The organism is Desulfonatronovibrio magnus, assembly GCF_000934755.1.
Lineage (GTDB): Bacteria > Desulfobacterota > Desulfovibrionia > Desulfovibrionales > Desulfonatronovibrionaceae > Desulfonatronovibrio > Desulfonatronovibrio magnus.
This window is the reverse complement of the sequence record NZ_KN882177.1, coordinates 23,488-44,199: the sequence shown is the minus strand read 5'-3', so window position 1 is coordinate 44,199 and position 20,712 is coordinate 23,488. Positions and strand designations below refer to the sequence as shown.

General features: G+C 45.3%; 20 protein-coding genes. 7 read left to right on the top strand and 13 right to left on the bottom strand.

All coding sequences use genetic code 11. The features are described 5' to 3' along the window. Nucleotides 1-35: 35 nt before the first annotated feature. Nucleotides 36-1,838: an autotransporter assembly complex protein TamA gene (locus LZ23_RS16425; protein ID WP_084591112.1), complete on the bottom strand. Its 1,803-nt coding sequence runs from the start codon at nucleotides 1,836-1,838 to the stop codon at nucleotides 36-38. Between the two features lie 849 nt (nucleotides 1,839-2,687). Here LZ23_RS16425 and LZ23_RS16420 point away from each other — a divergent pair. Both LZ23_RS16420 and LZ23_RS16415 read left to right on the top strand, forming a co-directional pair. Continuing rightward, a complete protein-coding gene (locus LZ23_RS16420; RefSeq protein ID WP_045215952.1) occupies nucleotides 2,688-3,299 on the top strand; it encodes an FmdE family protein in 612 nt (203 codons plus the stop codon). A 145-nt stretch (nucleotides 3,300-3,444) separates the two neighbouring features. Then, on the top strand, nucleotides 3,445-4,242 hold the full coding sequence (locus LZ23_RS16415) for a sirohydrochlorin cobaltochelatase (protein ID WP_052507456.1): 798 nt from the start codon (nucleotides 3,445-3,447) through the stop codon (nucleotides 4,240-4,242). A 767-nt stretch (nucleotides 4,243-5,009) separates the two neighbouring features. Here LZ23_RS16415 and fliQ read toward each other — a convergent pair. The 11 genes from fliQ to LZ23_RS16355 form a co-directional block, all read right to left on the bottom strand. After that, nucleotides 5,010-5,279, bottom strand: coding sequence for a flagellar biosynthesis protein FliQ (fliQ, locus tag LZ23_RS16405; RefSeq protein ID WP_045215949.1), 270 nt, complete (start codon nucleotides 5,277-5,279; stop codon nucleotides 5,010-5,012). A gap of 127 nt (nucleotides 5,280-5,406) precedes the next feature. Next, nucleotides 5,407-6,192: a flagellar type III secretion system pore protein FliP gene (fliP, locus tag LZ23_RS16400; RefSeq protein ID WP_045215947.1), complete on the bottom strand. Its 786-nt coding sequence runs from the start codon at nucleotides 6,190-6,192 to the stop codon at nucleotides 5,407-5,409. After that, the gene (gene fliO, locus LZ23_RS16395) at nucleotides 6,128-6,475 is read right to left on the bottom strand and encodes a flagellar biosynthetic protein FliO (protein ID WP_232300528.1); all 348 of its coding nucleotides are present in this window, start codon (nucleotides 6,473-6,475) and stop codon (nucleotides 6,128-6,130) included. The genes fliP and fliO overlap by 65 nt, the downstream gene beginning before the upstream one ends. Beyond that, nucleotides 6,468-7,019: a flagellar motor switch protein FliN gene (gene fliN, locus LZ23_RS16390; RefSeq protein WP_045215946.1), complete on the bottom strand. Its 552-nt coding sequence runs from the start codon at nucleotides 7,017-7,019 to the stop codon at nucleotides 6,468-6,470. Before fliN ends, fliO begins: the two co-directional genes overlap by 8 nt. 102 nt (nucleotides 7,020-7,121) lie before the next feature. After that, nucleotides 7,122-8,099, bottom strand: a complete 978-nt coding sequence (gene fliM / locus LZ23_RS16385) for a flagellar motor switch protein FliM (protein ID WP_045215944.1) — start codon at nucleotides 8,097-8,099, stop codon at nucleotides 7,122-7,124. A 21-nt stretch (nucleotides 8,100-8,120) separates the two neighbouring features. Next, nucleotides 8,121-8,615, bottom strand: a complete 495-nt coding sequence (locus LZ23_RS16380; RefSeq protein WP_045215942.1) for a flagellar basal body-associated FliL family protein — start codon at nucleotides 8,613-8,615, stop codon at nucleotides 8,121-8,123. Nucleotides 8,616-9,570: 955 nt separating this feature from the next. Further along, nucleotides 9,571-10,293 carry an OmpA/MotB family protein gene (locus tag LZ23_RS16375; RefSeq protein ID WP_232300527.1) on the bottom strand — a complete coding sequence of 241 codons (723 nt, stop codon included), beginning with the start codon at nucleotides 10,291-10,293 and terminating at the stop codon, nucleotides 9,571-9,573. 36 nt (nucleotides 10,294-10,329) lie between these two features. Continuing rightward, nucleotides 10,330-11,163 carry an OmpA/MotB family protein gene (locus LZ23_RS16370; protein ID WP_045215940.1) on the bottom strand — a complete coding sequence of 278 codons (834 nt, stop codon included), beginning with the start codon at nucleotides 11,161-11,163 and terminating at the stop codon, nucleotides 10,330-10,332. A 1-nt stretch (nucleotide 11,164) separates the two neighbouring features. Further along, the gene (locus LZ23_RS16365; RefSeq protein ID WP_045215938.1) at nucleotides 11,165-11,926 is read right to left on the bottom strand and encodes a motility protein A; all 762 of its coding nucleotides are present in this window, start codon (nucleotides 11,924-11,926) and stop codon (nucleotides 11,165-11,167) included. A gap of 109 nt (nucleotides 11,927-12,035) precedes the next feature. Continuing rightward, nucleotides 12,036-12,761, bottom strand: coding sequence for a YggS family pyridoxal phosphate-dependent enzyme (locus tag LZ23_RS16360; RefSeq protein ID WP_232300526.1), 726 nt, complete (start codon nucleotides 12,759-12,761; stop codon nucleotides 12,036-12,038). Beyond that, nucleotides 12,751-13,578: a tRNA (adenine-N1)-methyltransferase gene (locus tag LZ23_RS16355; protein WP_045215935.1), complete on the bottom strand. Its 828-nt coding sequence runs from the start codon at nucleotides 13,576-13,578 to the stop codon at nucleotides 12,751-12,753. Before LZ23_RS16355 ends, LZ23_RS16360 begins: the two co-directional genes overlap by 11 nt. Nucleotides 13,579-14,677: 1,099 nt before the next feature. Here LZ23_RS16355 and LZ23_RS16350 point away from each other — a divergent pair. From LZ23_RS16350 to rfaE2, 5 genes are all read left to right on the top strand, one after another. Continuing rightward, nucleotides 14,678-15,613, top strand: coding sequence for a radical SAM protein (locus LZ23_RS16350; protein ID WP_045215933.1), 936 nt, complete (start codon nucleotides 14,678-14,680; stop codon nucleotides 15,611-15,613). A gap of 263 nt (nucleotides 15,614-15,876) precedes the next feature. After that, a complete protein-coding gene (locus LZ23_RS16345) occupies nucleotides 15,877-17,340 on the top strand; it encodes an Rne/Rng family ribonuclease (RefSeq protein ID WP_045215931.1) in 1,464 nt (487 codons plus the stop codon). Between the two features lie 2 nt (nucleotides 17,341-17,342). Further along, the gene (locus LZ23_RS16340; protein ID WP_045215930.1) at nucleotides 17,343-17,891 is read left to right on the top strand and encodes an epoxyqueuosine reductase QueH; all 549 of its coding nucleotides are present in this window, start codon (nucleotides 17,343-17,345) and stop codon (nucleotides 17,889-17,891) included. Nucleotides 17,892-18,259: 368 nt separating this feature from the next. Next, nucleotides 18,260-19,387 carry a radical SAM family heme chaperone HemW gene (gene hemW / locus LZ23_RS16335; protein ID WP_045215928.1) on the top strand — a complete coding sequence of 376 codons (1,128 nt, stop codon included), beginning with the start codon at nucleotides 18,260-18,262 and terminating at the stop codon, nucleotides 19,385-19,387. Next, on the top strand, nucleotides 19,384-19,860 hold the full coding sequence (rfaE2, locus tag LZ23_RS16330; protein WP_084591110.1) for a D-glycero-beta-D-manno-heptose 1-phosphate adenylyltransferase: 477 nt from the start codon (nucleotides 19,384-19,386) through the stop codon (nucleotides 19,858-19,860). Before hemW ends, rfaE2 begins: the two co-directional genes overlap by 4 nt. A gap of 29 nt (nucleotides 19,861-19,889) precedes the next feature. On the opposite strand, the gene cobM is transcribed toward rfaE2, so the two are convergent. Then, on the bottom strand, nucleotides 19,890-20,642 hold the full coding sequence (gene cobM, locus LZ23_RS16325) for a precorrin-4 C(11)-methyltransferase (RefSeq protein WP_045215927.1): 753 nt from the start codon (nucleotides 20,640-20,642) through the stop codon (nucleotides 19,890-19,892). Nucleotides 20,643-20,712: the final 70 nt, after the last annotated feature.

Here is a 20,712-nt window from a genome sequence, read left to right as displayed (position 1 = left end):
CAAATAAATTGGCGTTGTAGTGATAGTTTCGTCCTTTAAAACGACTGACCAATACTGATGTAAAGTTGAAAACTGTCATCAACCCCTTTTCTGCGGTTCAGAGGAAATGCTATGTCAGCACGAATGGGACCAAAATCAGTAAAAAATCTGTATCCCACACCATAACCCCAGAAAAGTCGTTGATCAAAATCCGGGTATGAAGAATCAAAAGCCCGCCCTCCATCTACAAAAGCCACCAGACCATGACGTTGAGCCAGCTTCAGTCTGATTTCAGCGTTTAATTCTGCCAGCGATAATCCGCCCACAGGTTTTTTGTCTGTCATTCTGCCGGCACTTTGATATGAGTAACCACGAACAGAACCCCCTCCCCCGGCATAAAACCTTTCATCAGGCGGTACTTTTGAGTTGCTTTCAGCATTAATGGCTCCCAATGCTCCGCGCCCGGCCAGCACCAGCCTTTTGTCGTCAAGAATCTCAAGATAGGTATTCAGGCTGGCATAACTTTTGATAAACCTTGTTTTTGAATCAAGGGTATCAATGAATGGTGTAAGCCTGACATTGGCTCTTATCCCTGTCCCGGGATTCAATATATCATCGCGCCCATCCCATGTGACAGTGGCAGGAAAAAACGCCAGCCTTAAATCAGTGGTTTCCCCGAACTGCTTTACTTGCGCGGCCCTGTATCCTACTCCTGCTCCAACAGAAAGCTGTTCACTAAATCTTCTCTCTACCATGGCAGAGGAATAAACACTTCTTGAGTCATATGCATCCTTGCTTTCATCATCCAACCCGGCCTTGAGCACCAGGTTCTGGTCAGGATGAAAAAAAGATGGAATTGTATAAGTTCCCTCTACAATGCGCTGAACATCTGATACTCCAAGATCAAACTCAAGCCTTTCCCCTTTACCGCGCAAATTTCTGTGCATCCAGCCAAGTTTCAGCTCTGGACCAATATCTGTCTGATAGCCAACTCCTGCCCTTGCAGTTCTGGGCCTGCGCTCGTTAACCTGAATATACATGGGCAAACTGCCATCTTCATCAAGCTCCTGGGCATGACCAACATCAACAGTGGCAAAAAGCCCTGTTCCGGTCAGCTTTCTCCGCAGCTCATTAAGCTGGGGAGCAGAGAAAGGCTTGCCTTTTTCCCAGGGGATTTTTTCATACACATATTCAGGTTTCACCCTGCTCAATCCCTGAATCTCTGTTTCTCCGAAAACTGCCCTGGGACCTGGATCAACATTATACACGATATCTGCAATTTGCTCTTTATGATCTATGAGCACTTCTCCCAGTTCAACGAATGGAAATGGAAATCCATGGGCTCTGGCTGACCTCATTATAACTTGACGGGCACTGAGCACTTTGGCTGACTCAATGGAGCTTCCTGCAGTCAGTCCAAGACTTTCCATGGAAGGTATTTCCGGAAGCGGAGTCATTTCAGGACAGATGTTGTTTATATGAACATTGCGGATAACATAGGCCGGTCCGGTATCTATGCTGAACTCCACTTCCTTGCCACTTTGGGTTGTATTAATAAAATATTTGTTTGATGACCTGTAATATCCAAATGACCGCAGCGCTCTGGTAAACTCATCAAGATCATGCTCTGCTCTTCTGCGCAACTGAGCCTCGGTCATGGGAGGCCGATTTTTCAAGGTAACCGTTTCAGAAACCTGGTTTAACACCTGTCTGATGCGAGAGCTCATTTCTCCCGTAAAAACAACAGTATAAGAAATGCCCTTCGAGGAGATTTCCATGCCTGGAATATCGTTTTCCTGTGCAAAAGCGGAAAAAGAAAAAAAGAATGAAAAAAAACAAATAATTATAATTTTAATCATATAATTTTAATCATAAGGTTCTGAACTGTTTACGCAAGCATAAGCTGACATTGGGAGTTTGAAGATGTTATAGTTTTCACAATAAAACTATTTTTGCTTATGATTCATGCACATTTGTTAGAAAAGTTCCGTCAAAGATGGAAATTTTGCGCCTGGCACAGCTTCCTGCCCGGAAGCTTACAGCCCGGAGGGGGACTGTCACAATTTCCTTGAAAGTGACCGTCTCCTAAAGTTACTCACAGGTTCGGTCCCGGTCCGCCCAGAGAAGGAGCTTACAAGCAACTACAATCGTTTTACTAATAAAATCAGATACTTACAGCCTTCAAGTTTTAACGATTTTTGCTCATGATTGATGCACATTTGCCAGAAAAGTTCCGTCAAAGATGGGAACTTTGCGCCTGGCACGGGGACTGTCCCTCGCTGTGTAAATTTTGTCATCAAAGCAAATCTCTTCCAGGAACCAATGCAGCATCAATCTTTTTTATAGTACCTCGCGGGGACTGTCCCAATTTCCAAATATGGGACTGTTCTTCAATGTGGAGGCGGCTTCCAGCCGCCCGGTCTTTAATAGCCTGCAGGATGCAGGCTCGACTTTAAAGACAGTTACTCACAGGTTCGGTCCCGGGCCGCCCGGGTGAGATGCTTATAAGAAAAAATCAGCCCAAGGGCAACATTGATCTGCCATGCCCTTTACATACCCAGCTCTCTTCCCAACGCTTTACACATAACGCGCTGTTTCAAACTTTACCTGACGGATGAAATTATCTAAAATCTTCTTTCAGAGCGTAAACCCATATTTGCGCGCTTGCCATCTTGTTGCGCATACAACCATAAACATAAGGAGAAAATATGGCCTGCACAATTAATGAACAACTGATCAATGACACCATTTCCTTTCATGGACACAATTGTCCCGGGCTAAGCATTGGCATAAGGGCCTCAGAGCTGGCTCTTCGCAAGCTGAACCGCACAAAAGGCGACAAATTTTTGACAGTGGTGGAAACAGATATGTGCGCTGTGGATGCCATTCAATATTTAACAGGATGTACTTTTGGTAAAGGCAATCTGATTCACAAGGATTTTGGCAAAATTGCTTTCACTTTTTATGATCAGGAAAAACCGGTGGCATTTCGTATTACCCTGAAGGAAGGCTGTTTTGGGCCAGAAAGGAAGGAAATGCGCTCTTTAATGAAAAAATCTCTCTCTCAAGAGCTGACCCCGGAAGAACAGGAGCGTTTAAAAACCTTGAGACAGAACCAGATATCATTAATTATGAACCACAATCTTGATGATCTGTTTGTCATGAAAGAGATTGAAAACTCCCCTCCTCGGCCCGCCAAAATTATGGAAAGTCACAAATGTGCAACATGTGGCGATATGACCATGGAGTCACGGGTACGCCTCTTTGATGGACAAAATCTGTGTATTCCCTGTTTTGAGCAGGTTGAACAGAAAAAATAGGCTGTCTGAATTGACTTAAGTTTTCTTATGCTAATGAGGACTGTGCCCACAACCCAAAAAAGATATTTCAACCGCCCGTTGGAAGACTCACTCAAGACGCATTAACTTTTAACTCTCAAGTTAGAAACCTAATCTGGAGAATTTCATGACTGAACCTGATAAAACAGGCATTTTGCTGACCGCCTTTGGAACATCCGTTCCAGGAGCGGACAGCGTTTACGACAATATCCAACAACAGGTGCGCGAAGTTTATCCTGATATCCCCATATACTGGGCTTATACTTCTCAAGTCATCAGGGAAAAACTAAAAAATCAGGGAAAGCCTGTACACTCTCCTGTCCAGGCTTTAAGCCTCATGGCGGAAAATGGGCTGGAACATGTGGCCATGCAATCCCTTTTGATCATTCCCGGGCTTGAACACCATGATCTTATTCAGATCAGTCGGGCCATCCAGGGACTGCCCAAAGGAATTAAGAAAATTGTTCTGGGCAACCCTCTTCTCAGCCACAGCAGGGACCTTCAACGCTTTGCCGCAGCCATGATGGACAATATCTCTCCATCTGTCCACGAGGATGAAGCGATCATCCTCATGGGCCATGGCAGTGTCCACCCTGCCAATGTTTACTATTCCGCCCTGCAATATCACTTCTGGCTCTGCCATCCCAATATTTTTGTAGGCGCAGTTGAAGGCACCCCCAGCTTAGAAGAAATTTTGCCTCTGTTGCAAAAAAATAAAATCACCAGGGCTCGCCTTTATCCACTTATGGTAGTGGCTGGAGAACACGCCATAAATGACATGGCTGGGAGGCAGACAGACTCATGGATTACAGTTCTGAGCAATATGGGCATTGACGCAAAAGCTGTTATGAAAGGCCTTGGTTCCTTCGAAAACATTAACGAAATCTGGCTTGATCATCTGCGAGAGATAATGGGCCGTCTTTAACTTTTTTTGTTTTTTATGAAAGGGTTTCAGGAGTAAGTTACTAAAAAGCCCCGCAGCCGGGCGGCCCGGGACCTAATCTGTGAGTAACTGTCTTTAAAGTGGAGCCTGCAGCCTGCAGGCTATTTAATTCAAGGCGGCTGGAAGCCGCCTCCACCTTGAAGAACAGTCCCATATTTGGAAATTGGGACAGTCCCCGCGAGGTACTATTAAAAAGTTTCATGCTGCATTGGTCCCTGGAAGAAATTGGCTTTAATGACAAAATTTACACAGCGAGGGACAGTCCCTGTGCCAAGCGCAAAGCTCTCATCTTTGACGGAACTTTTCTGGTAATTGAGAATCAATCATATGTAAAAATCTTAAAATTGTGAAAACTATAACCGTCTGATTTTGTTAATAATTTGGTTTTAGTTACTTGTAAGCTCCTCACCCGGGCGGCCCGGGACCGAACGTGTGAGTAACTAAAAAATCAGCCTTAACACGTTAGAGATTGCCGCGCTCGAAGACTCGCTCGCAATGACACCTGAGCTGACAGGGATGTAGTTGCTGAAAACCTGTCACCCACGAGGGAGCCTAAGCGACCCAAGTAATCTGTATGGCAAAACCATAATGCTTTGAATTTATTGCTTATTTGGTTTTAGTTGCTTAGAAGGAAACTGGCTCTTTTGCCGCCGGACAGTCCGGCTGTTTCAGTTAAAGTCAGCAAAAGTGCCTGTCCCCGGTTGTCGAGGCATCTATTAGCAAAAAATGTCGCTGCAGGGTTAATAAAGCTACCCAATATAGTTGGGAAGATTCAGAAACAGGTTAGTAGTAAAGGTAATCATCGTATTCATAATCCAGGGAAAAGCAAACAGCAGCACAAGAAATATGGCGATAATTTTGGGTACAATGGTTAATGTCATCTCCTGAATTTGAGTGGCCGCCTGAATTATACTCACGGTCACACCCACCACCATGCCCACTCCCAGCATGGGCAGAGCAATCATCAGGGTTGTTTCAATGGACTGACGAGCGAATCCAATTACAAAATCTGGTGTCATTTTAATTCTCCAGGATAATATGTTTATTTGTTTTAAGTTTTAAGTCTTAAGTTTTAAGTCTTAAGTTTTAAGTTTTAAGTTTTAAGCCTTCAACCTTCAGCCTTCAGCCTTCTCCCTTCCCCCTTTGTCATGCAAAACTGTTAACCAGCGAACCAACAAGCAGATTCCATCCATCCACCATTACAAAGAGCAGTACCTTAAAGGGCATGGAAATCATAACCGGAGGCAGCATCATCATACCCATGGACAAAAGAATACTGGCTACCACCATATCAAGTATCAGAAACGGGATGTAAATCATAAAGCCAATCTGAAAAGCTGTTTTAAGCTCACTTATCACAAATGCAGGCAGCAGCAGCATTGTGGGAACATCATCCTTGGTTTCAGGGCGATCATGACCTGTAATGGAATAAAAAACTGAAAGGTCTTTTTCCCTTGTGTGTTTGAATAGAAATTCCCTGAAAGGCTCTTCTGCATTGCTTAGCGCCACCCGGTAATCAATATCTTCATTGAGGTAAGGCTGAAGTGCATTATCATTGATCTGCGTACCCACAGGCGACATGATAGCCACTGTCAAAAAAATGGCCAGCGCAGCAAGAACCTGGTTGGGAGGCATTTGTTGAGTGCCCATGGCATGACGAATAAATGAAAAGACAATAACCAGACGTGTAAAGCAGGTAGCAGTAAGAACTATGGCTGGCGCCACAGACAGAACGGTCAGCAGGAAGATAATTTCCAGAGTGACAGCTACCTTTTCCGGGGAAGCCTGCCCTCCGGAAAACTGCATGGACAGGGTTGGAACTAAGGGCTCCTGGGCCAAAGCGGCGGCAGGAAGGAAAACTATCAGACTAAGAACTGTCAGTGTCAGTTTTTTCAGACAAAACCTTGGCGAAATTATGGTCTTTGTATTCATCGATCCGGCTCTCCGTTAAGAGGTTAATTTGAGAGTCTGTGACTCCAAGTACCAGATCTTTATTCAAAAAGCGGACCACAACTACACTTTTCTTGGGGCCTATGCTTACTGCACTGACAACCTTAAGCATACTTTCCGATCCAATGCCAAGCCCTGCCTTATGTCCGTATTTCTTAAGAAGATAAAAGCCAAGAAACAACAGCCCCAGAATAATCAGCAGGGCAGATGCCATTTTTACACCGGCCATGCCCATATCTATTGATCCATTTACAGCATTATCCAAGTTGCTTGATCCTCTCAATGGGGCTGATAATATCAGTAAGCCTGACCCCGAATTTTTCATTAATAACCACTGCTTCACCCCGAGCCACAAGCTTGCCGTTTACATGAATTTCTAAAGGCTCACCAGCCAGTTTATTCAATTCTATGACAGATCCCTGACCAAGCTGCAGCAGTTCGTTAATCAAAAGCTGAGTGCTTCCAAGCTGGGCAGATACTGTCAAAGGAATGTCAAGAATAAAATCTAGATCGCGTTTGGTGCCCTCCGGCTTTTTTTTGGCCTCAGCCGTCATATCTTTGAATTGAGGTTCCTTGCTTTCTGCAGCGAGACTCTTCTGCTTGTTCTCTTCCTTTATATTGTCCTCTTCCTCCGAGGCAAGCGCAGCAGCCCATTCATCAGCCAGAGCCTGATCATCTGAGGCATCGGAAGTTGAGTCTGAAGCACCGTTTTCATCGCCTTCGTCATCACCACCCTCAGCCAAAGCAGCCGCCCATTCTTCAGCAAGTTTATCCTGATCTTCAGCATCATTTTTATCTTCTTGACTCATAATTGTTCCTCTAAGTTATTCAGGCGAAAAGTGCCTTTTCTAATCAACTATAATTATATTTAAAAAAATTTAGATGGCTACCAACTAAATATAACTGACAAATCAAAAATTGGTCTCTTCTTCCTGTATCACCTGATAGGCCTTGCTTCCTTTTACAAACCCTGGAATGCCATGAAATTTGACAACACCCTGTACCTTGGCAGGCAAAAGATCTTCCTCATCAGTGTTAAGAACCAGAATATCCCCAATCTCCATATTCAAAAGCTGTCTTCCAGTTATCTCAGTCTTGCCTATGGTCACATCAAAATTAACTGGTATCTCCATAAGTCTTTCTTTAAATCTTGTCAGCCAGGCATGATCAACCTCAAGTCTTTCAGACTGATATGAAGCGTAAAGTTTGGACCTGATAGGCTCAATAGTGGCGTAAGGCAGACAGATGACAAGAGAACCAATGGCGTTTTCCAGTTCCACTTCAAAACTGACCACAACCACCACGTCACTGGGTGGTACAATAGTAGCGAACTGAGGATTGACTTCAGAACGGCTGAGTTCGATTCCCACCTCATGGACCGGGCGCCAGGCATCTTCGAGGTTAGCCAGAAGCATCTTGGCTACTTTAATGACAATGCTCTGCTCAATAGGAGTAAAATCTCTACCTTCCACCTTGGGCTGGCTGCCGGCGCCCCCGAAAAAATTTTCCACCAGTGCAAAAACAAGACGGGTATCAATGATCATAAGAGCATTGCCCCTCAGAGGATCAATTTTAAAGATGTTGATGCTTGTAGGAACCGGAAGGGAACGCATAAAGTCCCCAAACTTGGACATATCAATAGAAATTGGATTCACATCCACTCTTTTGCGCATGGCATTGGCCATGGCATTGGTTGAAAGCCGGGAAAATCTGTCATTGATAATTTCCAGAACCGGCATTCGGCCACGAATGATTCGGTCCTGGTTGGAGATATCAAAATCAACCACTCCTGTATCATCATCAGGAATGTCGGTTTCAGTTTCAACTTCTCCACCTGTCAGCCCTCTCAAAAGAGCATCAACTTCATTTTGATCAAGAATCTTGTTCATACTGTACTCAAATGGCCTTTCCTACTGAACTACAAATTCGGAAAAATAAACCCTGACCACTCTGCCCTGGCCGATAAACTGATTCAACCTGTCAGCAATGTCATTCCTGAGTCGAATCTTTTTTTCCATGGTATCTATATCTGAATAAGACTGGCTGGACAAAAGCAGAATAATTGAATCACGCACTCTTGCCATATGCTGCTGAACATCAGCAGCCGCCCTTCTGTCAATTACTTCAACCTTGAGCGTAGTCCTTAAGTATCTGCGCCCCAGAGGATCAGCAAGGTTGACAACAAAAGGCTCCAAAGCCACAACCTCGGTTCTTCTGGGATCAACTCGGGGGGCCTCTTGCTCTGCCCCTTCTTCAGCATCATGGCCATTAGCGAGAAAATGAGTATACCCAAAATATCCCGCTCCTCCAAGCGCACCCAGGAGCAGGACAAGGAGAATCCATTTCAGCTTGGATGATTTTTTTTTGCCCCCTTCAGCGGCATCTTTATCATTTTCAGGAGCCATATTATTTACCTACCTTAAATTAAAATATTTGTTATCTAAACAGTCAAAAAATTTATTATAATTATATGTTTTTATTATCTTTTTTGGCAAATCAATCTGTCTTACAAGTAACTAGAATCGTTTTGCTAATAAATTCAAATGGTTACAATTTTCACATTTTTATGATTTTTGCTTATGATTCATGCACATTTGCCAGCAAAGTTCCGTCAAAGATGGGAACTTTGAGCCTGGCACAGGGACTGTCCCTCGCTGTGTAGATTTTTTCACCAAAGCAAATTTCTTCCAGTAACCAATGCAGCATCAATCTTTTTTAAAGTACCTAGCGGGGACTGTCCCAATTTTCAGAAAAGTGACAGGCTCTTAAAGTTACTCACAGGTTCGGTCCCGGGCCGCCCGGGTGAGGCGCTTCTAAGTAACTAAAACCAAATTAGCAATAAATTCAGAGCATTATGGTTTTACCTTACAGATTGCTTCGGTCGCTTAGGCTCACTTGTGGGTGACAGGTTTTCAGCAACCACTTCCCTGACATCTCAGGTGTCATTGCGAGCGAGTCTTCGAGCGCGGCAATCCTTGTTGCGAGCGAAGCGAAGCAATCTCGTGTTAAGGCTATTACCTCTTTTTTTGTGGCTTAAGCCACATTTCAAAGAAGCGGCTGGAGCCGCAAGAACAAGACGTCCCCAGGCTGGAGCCTGGGAACGAGGGGTATAAGTTACTCACAAGTTCAGTCCCGGGCCGCCCGGGTGAAGAGCTTACAAGTAACTTCAAAAAAACTGGACCCCGGATCCGTCATCCCGGACTCGATCCGGGACCGGGGTGACGGTTAAAGCAAGTTCTTACTCTTTATCGTCATTCCGGCGAAAGCCGGAATCCAGGTTTTGATGGGTGTAAGTTACTTATCGGTTCGGCTCCCGGGCAACCCATGTAAGGCGCTTTTAACTCTCAAGTTTTTATTATGTCAAAAAAAAGTCTTGGCAGTGGTTCTGAGCAGAATCTCCACCCTTCTGTTCATGGCACGACCTCTCGCATGATTATTTGATGCCACTGGAAAATGCGGCCCGTAAGAAGAAACCGAAACCCGTTTCTCGTTGACCCCGCTGGCAAGGAAATACTCCAGCACTGCCATGGCTCTTAGTGCTCCAAATTCATAATTATCCATATGAATACCAGGGATATTGTCCGTATATCCAGCAATATTCACTGGTGCCGGCCATTCTTTGACCAGCGGAATAATCTGGTCCAGAACATGTTTCGCCCTGGGATTGAGAGAGGTTTCAGCAAATGGAAAAAGGAGCTCATCTGTTAGCATCAAGGCAACCCCTTCCGGTCGAACCAGAACCCTGAGGTTTTCATCCAGAGTGCTCCTGCTGAGGTCAGGGGGCATCACATCATCTGGAAAAAGTAAATCCTTGATTCTCTGCTGTTTTTTTAAAATTTCCCATGGCTTTTCAAGAAGCTCTTCGAAAATTACAAACCTGTCCGGCACTCTTCCCGAGGAGGTGGGTGAAACAAAAGCAATATCATCCTGAAAAATTGTAATTACCTCTCTGATAATATCCCGGTCAAGTGAAGCCATGCTAAGCAGAAGAATAAAAAAGGTCAAAAGAATGGTCACCATGTCTGCAAAAGTGACCATCCATAAAGCCTCAATGGGCTTTGCCTTTTTCTTTTTTCTGGCCAATGTAATGCTCCCGCCCCGACTGCATAGCTTATGCAGTTATTGTCTTCGCTCTGTAGGACCTACATCAAAAATAAAATCTCTGTAAATAAAGCGTCCATCGTCATCCGGATCACGGGTTGCAGCTTCATCTACTCTGGCATGGGTCCATTCAGGATTTCTTTTGTCCAGAATAATCTCCACTCTGCGGTTATTGCGTCGTCCATCCTGAGTTCTGTTACTGTACCGCGGTGCATATTCACCAAAGGCTTCAAGCCTCATAATATCCGGATCAACATTATTTTCAATCAGGTATCGGTAAACATTGAGAACACGATGTAAAGAAAGATCCCAGGAAGGGTTGACCTCATCCTGTGCCCTTCTTTCCTGCCTGCCGTTACCAAGTTCATCCCGCACCGGCGAAGTGTGACCGGCAAGCAGAACCGGATAGGTCAGATCGTTCAGGACTGGAATTACCCTGTCTAACAATTCCTCTCCTGCCTGAGTCAAAACTGTCTGCCCGGGTTCATAAAGGATGTCTGTGTTAATTGAAAAGATCTGGACAAACCTGTTTTCAATGAAGTTCAAATCATCGTTTTTATCATCCCACAAAAGAGGCTTGATCTGCTGAAGTTCACGATCATCGGGCATGGGACCTTCTTCCACCACCCAGTCTCCTTCTACCTGACTCAAAACATCCTGTTTGCCCGTACCTATTCCAAAGGTTCCTGTAATGGACCCCATGACCAGCTTGACTCGCCTCGGGTCCAGAAAGGATGCAAAAGTGATGATGAGTACGAAAAAAGTCAAAAGCAGGGTCATTATATCGGTCAAGGTGACCAGCCACGGTGCTAATCCGCCTGACTGTTTTTCCTTTTTTTCCTTGCGTGCCATATCAATCTGTTGCCCTCCTGACCTTGGGAGGCAGATAACTGTTTAATTTTTCCTCAATAATCCTGGGATTTTCGCCTTTGGATATGCAGAGAATTCCTTCCAGCATCATTTCCTTGCCCAGTATTTCTTCCTTACTGCGCGTTTTGAGCTTGCCTGACATAGGGTTGAAAACCAGGTTGGCCAGCAGGGCGCCATAAAAAGTTGTAATAAGTGCGACAGCCATGGCCGGTCCAATGGCACTGGGATCATCAAGGGCCTGAAGCATTTGAACAAGCCCGATTACTGTACCTATCATTCCCATGGCAGGTGCAAAAGAGCCCATTATAGCCAGGATTTCCGCCCCTGTTTCATGTCTTTCTTCAAGGTACGATATTTCTGTTTCCATGATCTCCTGAATAGTTTGCGGCTCCAGACCATCCACTGTAAGCTGCAACCCCTTTTTCAAGTATTGATCATCGATATTCTTAAGCATGGGCTCTAAGGACAGAATACCTTCCCTTCTGGCCTTATTGGCAAAATCCATGAACTGTTCAATGATTTTTGCAGGACTTTCAACCTTGGTCATAAAAGTATGCTTGATAACACCCACTACGCCGAGAACATGCCCGAGTGGATAGTTTATCATGGTTGCCCCAATGGTGCCGCCGATAACAATTAGTGCTGCCGGAATATTGATAAAAATCATGGGGCTTCCGCCAAGAAGTATAGCGGAACTTACCAGACCAAAAGCGATAACCAGTCCAAGAATTGTTGCCAGATCCATTATTTACATCCTGCAATCTGAAGTATCAGTTTTGCGTTTAAAATAAGACACAGATACATTGTTTTTAATCGGCATTTATATCAGATTTATTTAATCTCGCAGTCAGTCCTTATATAGCTGTCCGTGGACCAAAAAGAGTTGTTCCCACCCTGACAAGGTTTGCACCTTCTTCTACAGCTACAGCATAATCATTAGACATGCCCATAGAAAGATCCGGAAGCACCAGTCCAAGGTCTTTTTCTAACTGATTTCTGCACCTTCTGAGACCGGCAAAATATGGCCGGGACTTTTCAGGATCGTCAGAAAAAGGAGGCATGATCATCAAACCCTGCAGCCTCAAGCTTCTCAGGTTGCATATTTCAGTGGCTAAATCGGTCAATCCCTGCAGGGTAACTCCAGCCTTTTGTTCTTCTCCGGCCAGATTGACCTGTATCAGCACTGGTTGAACTTTTTCCAAGCCCTGGGCCTTTTTATGCAAATATCTTGCCAGTTTAACAGAGCCTACCGAATGTACAAGAGTATATTTTCCTGCCACAAACCTGGCCTTGTTGGTTTGCAAGGCTCCAATAAAATGCATGCGCAGCTTAAGGTCCTTGAGGTTGTGCATTTTCTCCTCAGCTTCCTGAACATAACTCTCTCCAAAGTCCATGTGACCAACTTCTGACAAAATCCTGATCTTTTCTACAGACTGCCTTTTAGAAACAGCAACTATAGTCACCTTTCTACCTGGATCATTGGACTTCTCTAACGCTTTGTCAACCCGCTCCCTAACAATATCCAGGTTGGCGCGCAGCACTGCCTTGAGAGATTCTAATCTCTTGTCCTCAGCACTCACATTCATCTCCTTCAATGTCATATCCAGACTCATCATCTTCAGGCGGCTGGAGCGCTTTGGTCTTCAACCTTGCAAAAATCAGATAACCTGTGTGGGCAACCATTCGATCATCCGGTCTCAGCCTCTCAGGTACTGGTTTATATCTTCTGTTAAGCAACTCCAGCACTTCGATGGAAGTAAACGGTCCTGCCTCCAGGGCGCTTAACAATATGCTGACCTGGTTGGCCGTAGGAAGCAGAAATCCTATGGGGCCCCCTGGCAGAAGAACTTCAGGAACATGGCAAAGATAATCCCATGGAGTGCGTACATCAAGAAAAACAGCATCAACATTGCGTTGATCAAAACCATGGCTTATATCCCTGTTAATGCTTTCCACCCTGTGTCCAAGTCCGTTGCGGTTCAGGTTTTCCTGACACAGCCTGGAAAACTCCTCGCGCCTTTCATAAGAGTATACCTTGCCAGTATCTCCCACAAACCAGGCCAGAGCAGTAGTCATGGCCCCTGATCCTGAACCCGATTCTATTACCCTGACTCCGGGGCCTACACCGAGCTTTACAATAATATAGCCAATATCCTTGGGATAAATTATCTGAGTTCTGCGCTTGACTGATTTTATCAGGTCATACAATGTGGGCTTGAACACACTATACGTTCTGCCAAGATGAGTTTCAACAGCTCCTCCAAAACCAGCTTCCATGACACTTTGCATTTGAAGCTGACCGTCATTGGTGTTAAGTGTTTCTTCCGGGTCTAACAGCCTGAAAAAACGCTTGCCCTTGTGGCTGACCAGCATTACCAGCTGGCCTGGATTAATCATGATGATATTTCTCCTGTAAGTAACTATAAAAATATATGTATTAGCGATAAATTCTACACATTATGATTTTGCCATACAGATTGCTTGGGTCGCTTAGGCTCCCTCGTGGGTGACAGGTTTTCAGCAACTACCTACCTGACAGCTCAGGTGTCATTGCGAGCGATTCTTTTTACCTCGTTGAATACACGCAGTGTAGGCGCAGCCATTCAACTGGGGCGTGCGCGGCAATCCTTGTTGCGAGCGAAGCGAAGCAATCTCGCGCTAAGGCTATTTTTCTTGTTCCCAGGCTCCAGCCTGGGAATAACTCTTTTTTTGTGGCTCCAGCCACATTTTGAAGAAGCGGCTGGAGCCGCAAGAACTAACCGTCCCCAGGCTGGAGCCTGGGAACGAGGGGTATAAGTTACTCGCAGGTTCGGTCCCGGGCCGCCCGGGGGAGGAACTTTGACAGCTCACGTGTCATCAAATATGTGACTGTTCTCAAATGTTGAGACGGCTTCTAACCGCCTGTGCTTCAATAGCCTGCAGGATGCAGGCTCCACTTATCAAGGCAGTTACTCACAGATTCGGCTTGTCCGTTCAGCGAACCACCCCTGCAAGCGGATATATATCAGGAACAATGCTCTCACAGGCAAAGATAAGGTTAAAGGTTTTTTAATTTCCCGTAAAGAGTCATATCTTAAGAGTTAAAAGTTATCAGTTATTTGAGTGCATGGTGCTGAAACAAAACAGAATACTAAGGAATCATTAGGGCTTCTAAGTAACTAAAACCAAATTAGCAATAAATTCAGAGCATTATTGTTTTACCATACAGATTGCTTCGGTCGCTTAGGATCCCTCGTGGGTGACAGGTTTTCAGCAACTACATCCCTGACAGCTCAGCTGTCATTGCGAGCGAGTCTTCGAGCGCGGCAATCTCTAACACATTGAGGCTGATTTTTAGTTACCCACAGGTTCGATCCCGGTCCGCCCAGGTGAGGAGCTAACAACTATTAACTATTAACTATTAACTATTAACTGATAACTGATAACTGATAACTGATAACTGATAACTGATAACAATTAACCAATAAATATCAACACTCAACACTCAAAACAATAAATGAATTTCAAAACAATATTCGGACCAGTAAGATCATCAAGACTCGGCAATTCACTTGGCATTGATCTTGTGTGTGACAAGATATGCAGCTTTGACTGTCTGTACTGCGAATCCGGTAAGACCAGAACCCTGACCACCAGCAGAGCACCATTGGTCAGCTCTGATCTGATTATCCAGGAGTTGAGCAGATGGCTTGAACTACATTCTGTTCTTCCTGACTGCGTGACCCTTGGCGGTGAAGGAGAGCCGTGCCTTAACTCTGAACTGGGCAAGATCATTAAGTCCATAAAGATCCTGTGCCCAGAGATTCCAATTGCTGTTCTTACCAACTCTTCACTTTTAGGCAACAGCAGTGTAAGAAGTGAACTAAGTGGGGCAGATATTGTTTTGCCATCCCTTGACAGCCTTGTAGAGGAAGAATTTCAACGCATAAACCGCCCTCATTCTGAAGTTTCGCTGCACGGCATTAAACAGGGCCTTTTACAGTTTAGCCGAGAATTCAAAGGAAAATTTTTTCTTGAGGTACTTATCCTGCCGGGGTTTAACGATTCTCTTGAAAATCAGAACCTCATCAGAGAATTTCTCCAGGAACTCAGGCCGGACAGGGTGGATGTAACAACCATGACCAGACCCGGAGCTTATCTAAGATCCAAACTGCCAGACCCTGCTTTTTTGAAACAATGGCAGCAGAAACTGCATCCGCAACATACCGGGGGGGCACATGGGCGGTCTGAATTTCAGACAAATATAACTACTGCCAGTCAGACCATTTTAGCTTCTTTGCAAAGAAGGCCACAGACGACAGAGCAGCTTGCCCTGGCCTTAGGGTTATCCAGAGAGCAGGCTCAGCCGGTCATTGATGAAATGATCAAGTCTGGAAAAATTAAGTTACTGACAGGTGCATCAGCCGGTCCGAATTTTTATGTGACAGTTTGACAAAATAGTAATAGAAACCAACTCAGCATCAATCTTTTTTATAGTACCTCGCAGGGACTGTTCCAATTTTCAGATATGGGACTGTTCTTCAATGTGGAGGCGGCTTCCAGCCGCCTGGCATTAAATAGCCTGCATGATGCAGGCTCCACTTTAGAGGCAGTTACTCACAGGTTCGATCCCGGGCCGCCCGGGTAAGGAGCTTACAATTAGAAATAAAAATCAAGAAACTTTAAACTTTCAAGTTACATATATCAGAGGAAAGAATGCCAGCTAAAACCAGAAAAAGAAAAATGTTTATCAGCGTACTTCCCGGCGAACAAATTGAGCTTGTTCTATCCCTTGATGGGATGATCCAGGAATATTATGTTGAAATGCTTAACCAGTCCAAAACAAAAGGCAATATTTACAAGGCCAGAATTCACAACATTGACCAGGCCCTTCAGGCCGCTTTTATCAATTACGGGGCTGCGCGCAATGGATTTTTACAGGTGGATGAAATCCATCCGGAATACTACAAGTCAGATATCAAACCCATCAAGGGCAATAAGTACCCGCCCCTGCAAAGAGTCCTCAAGCCTGGACAGGAACTCCTGGTGCAGGTGGTCAAAGAGCCCACTGGTACCAAAGGTGCTTTTCTTACCACATACCTGTCTTTTCCTGGCAGATATTTCGTGCTCACCCCAGGAAGAGAACAACTGGGAATCTCCCGTAAAATTGAAGATGAAAAGGAAAGACTCCGCCTTAAGACCATAGTTGATGAACTCAAATTGGATGAAGGACTTGGCGTAATTGTACGCACTGTCAGCGAGGGCAGAAATAAAACCTGCCTGTCCAGAGATCTGCAGTTTCTCAAGCGCTTGTGGAAAGAGGTCCGTAAAAAGGGTATGGGCGAAAAAGCCCCTGGCCTTATATATGAAGAAAAGGATCTGGCCTTCAGAGCAATTAGAGACTATCTTACAGAAGATGTTTCAGAAGTTTGGGTGGACCATGAACAGACCGCGCAGCAGGTACAGGAATTTGCAGCCCTGGTTTTTCCAAGGCGCAAAAAAATGGTTAAAATTCATAATGAACCTGAACGTAACCTCCTGGAGCGCTTCAGCTTGGAAAAACAGATTACCCAGATTTTTTCCAGAGAAGTTGACCTGCCCAGTGGTGGGCAATTGGTCTTTGATCAGGCAGAAGCACTCATGGCCGTAGATATCAACTCAGGCAAAATCGGTGGCGAAAAAGACTTCAAGGAGATGGCCTTCAAGACCAATCTTGAGGCTGCTCAAAAAATCCCCCATCAATTGATGCTCAGAGACGTAGGTGGCCAGGTAGTCATTGACTTCATTGAAATGAAGGACAAGAAACATATCAACGAAGTGGAAAAAGCTCTCAAGGCCGCTCTTAAAACAGATAAGGCCAGAACTGATATGAACAAGATGTCAAGATTCGGGCTGGTAGAAATGGTCCGGCAAAGGCTTGGCACATCTGCTCTGTCTGTCACCATGCGCGGTTGTCCGGGATGCAGCGGCACCGGGATGATCAGAAATATGGAATGGCAGTCATTACAATCTCTTAAGGAAATTTATAGACTATTACGCAGAAAAAACTGTCCTTCCCCACTGGAATATCAGGTGGACCAGGAGTTGGCCTTTTACCTGCTCAATCACAAACGGGATAACTTGTGCAAGATGGAAGAAAAGTTTGCCAATAAAGTAACTATCAACCCCAGAGTGAAATAACAATGCCCGCGCATGTTCTGCTTCATATCTGCTGCGGGCCCTGCGCAATCTATCCTCTCCGCAAACTGAAAAGTCAGGGATATGAAGTAACAGCACTTTTTTTCAATCCTAATATTCACCCGTTGAAGGAGTATCTGCTGCGTGCAGAAGCTGCTGAAACAGTAACAGAAGCTGAACAGGTCAGGCTGATCAGGCTGGACAAAGAATATAATCCCACTGATTATCTGCGCACAACTGTCTATCGTGAAGAGCAGCGCTGCCTGCTTTGCTATCAGCGACGGATGGAGCGCACTCGCAACATTGCCTGCAAAGGCGGCTTTGACTACTTCAGCACGTCCCTGCTCTTCAGCAAACATCAGAAGCACTCTCTCCTGGAAAGCCTTGGGCAGTCCCTGAACTCGTCTAAGTGCGGATTTCTTTATCAGGATTTTCGATCAGGATGGCGGCAGGGCCGTTCCCAGGCCAGGGAAATGGGGATATATATGCAAAACTATTGTGGCTGCATTTATAGTGAGTTTGAACGTTTCCAGAAAGAACTGAAAATCTCGTGAAATTCTAACTCGGGCTGTACCCGCAACCCCAAAAAGATATTTTACCGCCCGTTCGAAGACTCACTCAAGACACAAAGGGCGCAAAGGAAGAAAGAAGTTTTTTCATTTGCCGGGGAACCCAGTTAAACCCGTCTGCGACGGAGACTACGTCTGTTTAACAAGGCAGGCGGCAAATGAAAAGGCAGCTTTTTTGAAAACCGATGCCCGGTTTTCAAAAATATCTTCTTCATTGTCTTTAACTTTGAGTCCTTTGCCTGCCCAGTTGAATTGCTCGAAGAGCAAGCCCGAAGGGCATTCAGCCGGGGCGCCTTTGCGGTTCAAATTTTCTTGTTTTTTTATGACAGGGCTTCAGGAGGAAGTTACTAACTTTGCTTGTCTACATTCATATTCCTTTCTGCCTGCGCAAATGTCACTATTGCGCGTTTTATTCCCGCCAGTACGATGCAGAGCTGGAACAGATTTACCTTGACACCCTGGAAAAGGAAATACATGTACGAAGCAGTCACAGCTTAGATACGGTCATATCTTGCGTCTATATTGGCGGAGGCACCCCCACTCTTTTGCCCCCAGCTTCTATGGAACGTATCATCAATCTCCTGGCTAAACACTTCAAGCTTAAGAACAACCTCGAATTTTCAGTAGAAGCCAATCCTGAAACCCTCATTGAAAATAATTATGCCAGGATTTTGAAGGATTGCGGGGTGAACCGCATGAGTCTCGGCGTACAAAGCCTGAACAATGAAACCCTGCACTGCATCGGAAGAAAGCATACGTCAGTACAGGCCATGAAGGCAGCCCGCATAATCCAGGATTCCGGCATTACTAACTTAAACTTTGATCTTATCTGGGGTCTGCCTTATCAAACCGTCAGCTCATGGCTGCAGGACCTCAAAACAATAATCAAACTTAATCTTAGACATGTTTCCTGCTATGGTCTCAACCTTGAACCCGGCACTATGCTGCACAACCAGGTTGAGCAAGGTCAGATTTATTTGCCTGAGGATGGTGACCAGTCCAAAATGTATATTTATGGAGCTGAACTCTTGGAATCAGCAGGGTTGCTGCAATACGAAATATCCAATTTCGCCTGCATGGGCTATGCATGCAGGCATAACTCCAACTATTGGGAAGGTACTGACTACCTTGGTCTTGGTCCTTCAGCAGTAAGCTGCGTTGCTGGGTTCAGGTGGACCAATCCCAGTGATATCAGGCAGTATGAGTCTCTTGCGGAGCGGAACTTCTCTGAAGTCCCCGGAGAACAAGTTGCAGGCTCGCGCCTTATTAATGAAAAGATCTTGCTTTCCCTTCGTACCTGCAAGGGGCTAAATCTGAAAGACTATGCCCGACTGACCGGTAAAAATTTCTGTACCATTCACGCCAGATTGATCAAGGTACTGCACCAGAATAATCTTATTCGGATTGCCAATGGCTATCTGCGCCTGACAAAGAACGGCATGCTGGTCAGCAATGCCATTATTGAGAGGTTTATTCAGTGAATACAAGAGACAAAGTACAAAGTATAAGCGATTTTCAACTGCAAAGGGACAAAATTTCGTCAGAATCCATTGTTTTCACCAATGGCTGCTTTGATATCCTGCATTCAGGGCATATAGACTACCTGGAACAGGCTTCCACCCTGGGAGACCTGCTGGTGGTGGGACTCAACAGTGATGAGTCAGTCAAAAGGATCAAACCGGGAAACCGACCGGTCAATGCACAACAGGACCGTGCCAGAGTATTGGCAGGTCTTGCCTGTGTTTACCGTGTTCTGATTTTTAATGAAGATACTCCATATGAACTTATCAAAAAAGTACGCCCGCATGTTCTGGTCAAAGGTGGAGACTGGCCGGTGGAAAAAATTGCAGGCAGGGATATTGTTCTGGCTGCAGGGGGAAAAGTGTTGAATATTGCTATTACCCGTGGTTATTCCACTACAAATATAATCAACAAAATCATTAACAGTGCGTGATGAAACGCGAAAGGCTGAAAACTCCACAGCTACTGCTTCCTGAATCCGTGGCTGAATTCAGGATCGTATAATTTGGATCTATGGGCAGTATTATGACCTGGTACAATTAAAAAAACAGCCTGACCAGAAATACCTCTTTCCTTTGCTGCAGCAGCCAACCCGGATAAATCTGTCTGTATGACCTCCTCGTCTTCCCAGCCAAGCTTCCACCCGATAACCGCAAATGTATCCCCGGGCAGCCCGGCCTCTAAGAGCTCATCTTGCATTTTACCAGCCATGCCTGCGGAAAGATAAATGGCCATGGAACTTTTGGAACGGGCCAGTTCCCGGAGTTTCTGAGCTTCGGGGACAGGCGTTCTACCGGACATGCGGGTGATGATCAGGGTCTGGTTGACCTCGGGAAAAGTAAAGGAAAGGCGGGCCAGAGCCGCGCCAGCAAAGGCAGCAGTTACACCTGGTATTATTTCAAAGGGTATATTGTCATTACTGAGCAGTTCGCCCTGTTCGTGGATTGTTCCAAATATTGACGGATCGCCGGTATGCAGTCTAACCGCAGTCAGCCCCTCCTCCCAGGCGTTCTTGAGAAGGGCATGTGTTTCTTCAAGGGTAAGCCCGGAGCTGTCAATTATTCTCGAAGTTTTTGCCTTGCTGAACATGGACACGGGCACCAGAGAACCAGCATAAACGATCACATCCGCCTGCTGAATAATTTTCAAACCTTTGACGGTGATAAGCTCCGGATCTCCTGGCCCTGCGCCTATGAAATAAATTTTGCCTGACAACTCTTTTCCCTCTGACTCAGTAAAATAGAATCACCTTAACCAAGCGGACCGGAATCTGAGCTTTGAGTAA

What these genes read in the sequence shown, in the direction of transcription:
- LZ23_RS16420 (WP_045215952.1), top strand. Translation starts at nt 2,688, where the DNA reads ATGGCCTGCACAATTAATGAACAACTGATCAATGACACCATTTCCTTT.
- LZ23_RS16365 (WP_045215938.1), bottom strand. Translation starts at nt 11,926, where the DNA reads ATGGATCTGGCAACAATTCTTGGACTGGTTATCGCTTTTGGTCTGGTA.
- LZ23_RS16415 (WP_052507456.1), top strand. Translation starts at nt 3,445, where the DNA reads ATGACTGAACCTGATAAAACAGGCATTTTGCTGACCGCCTTTGGAACA.
- LZ23_RS16345 (WP_045215931.1), top strand. Translation starts at nt 15,877, where the DNA reads ATGCCAGCTAAAACCAGAAAAAGAAAAATGTTTATCAGCGTACTTCCC.
- LZ23_RS16380 (WP_045215942.1), bottom strand. Translation starts at nt 8,615, where the DNA reads ATGGCTCCTGAAAATGATAAAGATGCCGCTGAAGGGGGCAAAAAAAAA.
- fliN (WP_045215946.1), bottom strand. Translation starts at nt 7,019, where the DNA reads ATGAGTCAAGAAGATAAAAATGATGCTGAAGATCAGGATAAACTTGCT.
- LZ23_RS16425 (WP_084591112.1), bottom strand. Translation starts at nt 1,838, where the DNA reads ATGATTAAAATTATAATTATTTGTTTTTTTTCATTCTTTTTTTCTTTT.
- fliP (WP_045215947.1), bottom strand. Translation starts at nt 6,192, where the DNA reads ATGAATACAAAGACCATAATTTCGCCAAGGTTTTGTCTGAAAAAACTG.
- LZ23_RS16340 (WP_045215930.1), top strand. Translation starts at nt 17,343, where the DNA reads ATGCCCGCGCATGTTCTGCTTCATATCTGCTGCGGGCCCTGCGCAATC.
- LZ23_RS16355 (WP_045215935.1), bottom strand. Translation starts at nt 13,578, where the DNA reads ATGATTAATCCAGGCCAGCTGGTAATGCTGGTCAGCCACAAGGGCAAG.
- LZ23_RS16370 (WP_045215940.1), bottom strand. Translation starts at nt 11,163, where the DNA reads ATGGCACGCAAGGAAAAAAAGGAAAAACAGTCAGGCGGATTAGCACCG.
- fliQ (WP_045215949.1), bottom strand. Translation starts at nt 5,279, where the DNA reads ATGACACCAGATTTTGTAATTGGATTCGCTCGTCAGTCCATTGAAACA.
- LZ23_RS16350 (WP_045215933.1), top strand. Translation starts at nt 14,678, where the DNA reads ATGAATTTCAAAACAATATTCGGACCAGTAAGATCATCAAGACTCGGC.
- fliM (WP_045215944.1), bottom strand. Translation starts at nt 8,099, where the DNA reads ATGAACAAGATTCTTGATCAAAATGAAGTTGATGCTCTTTTGAGAGGG.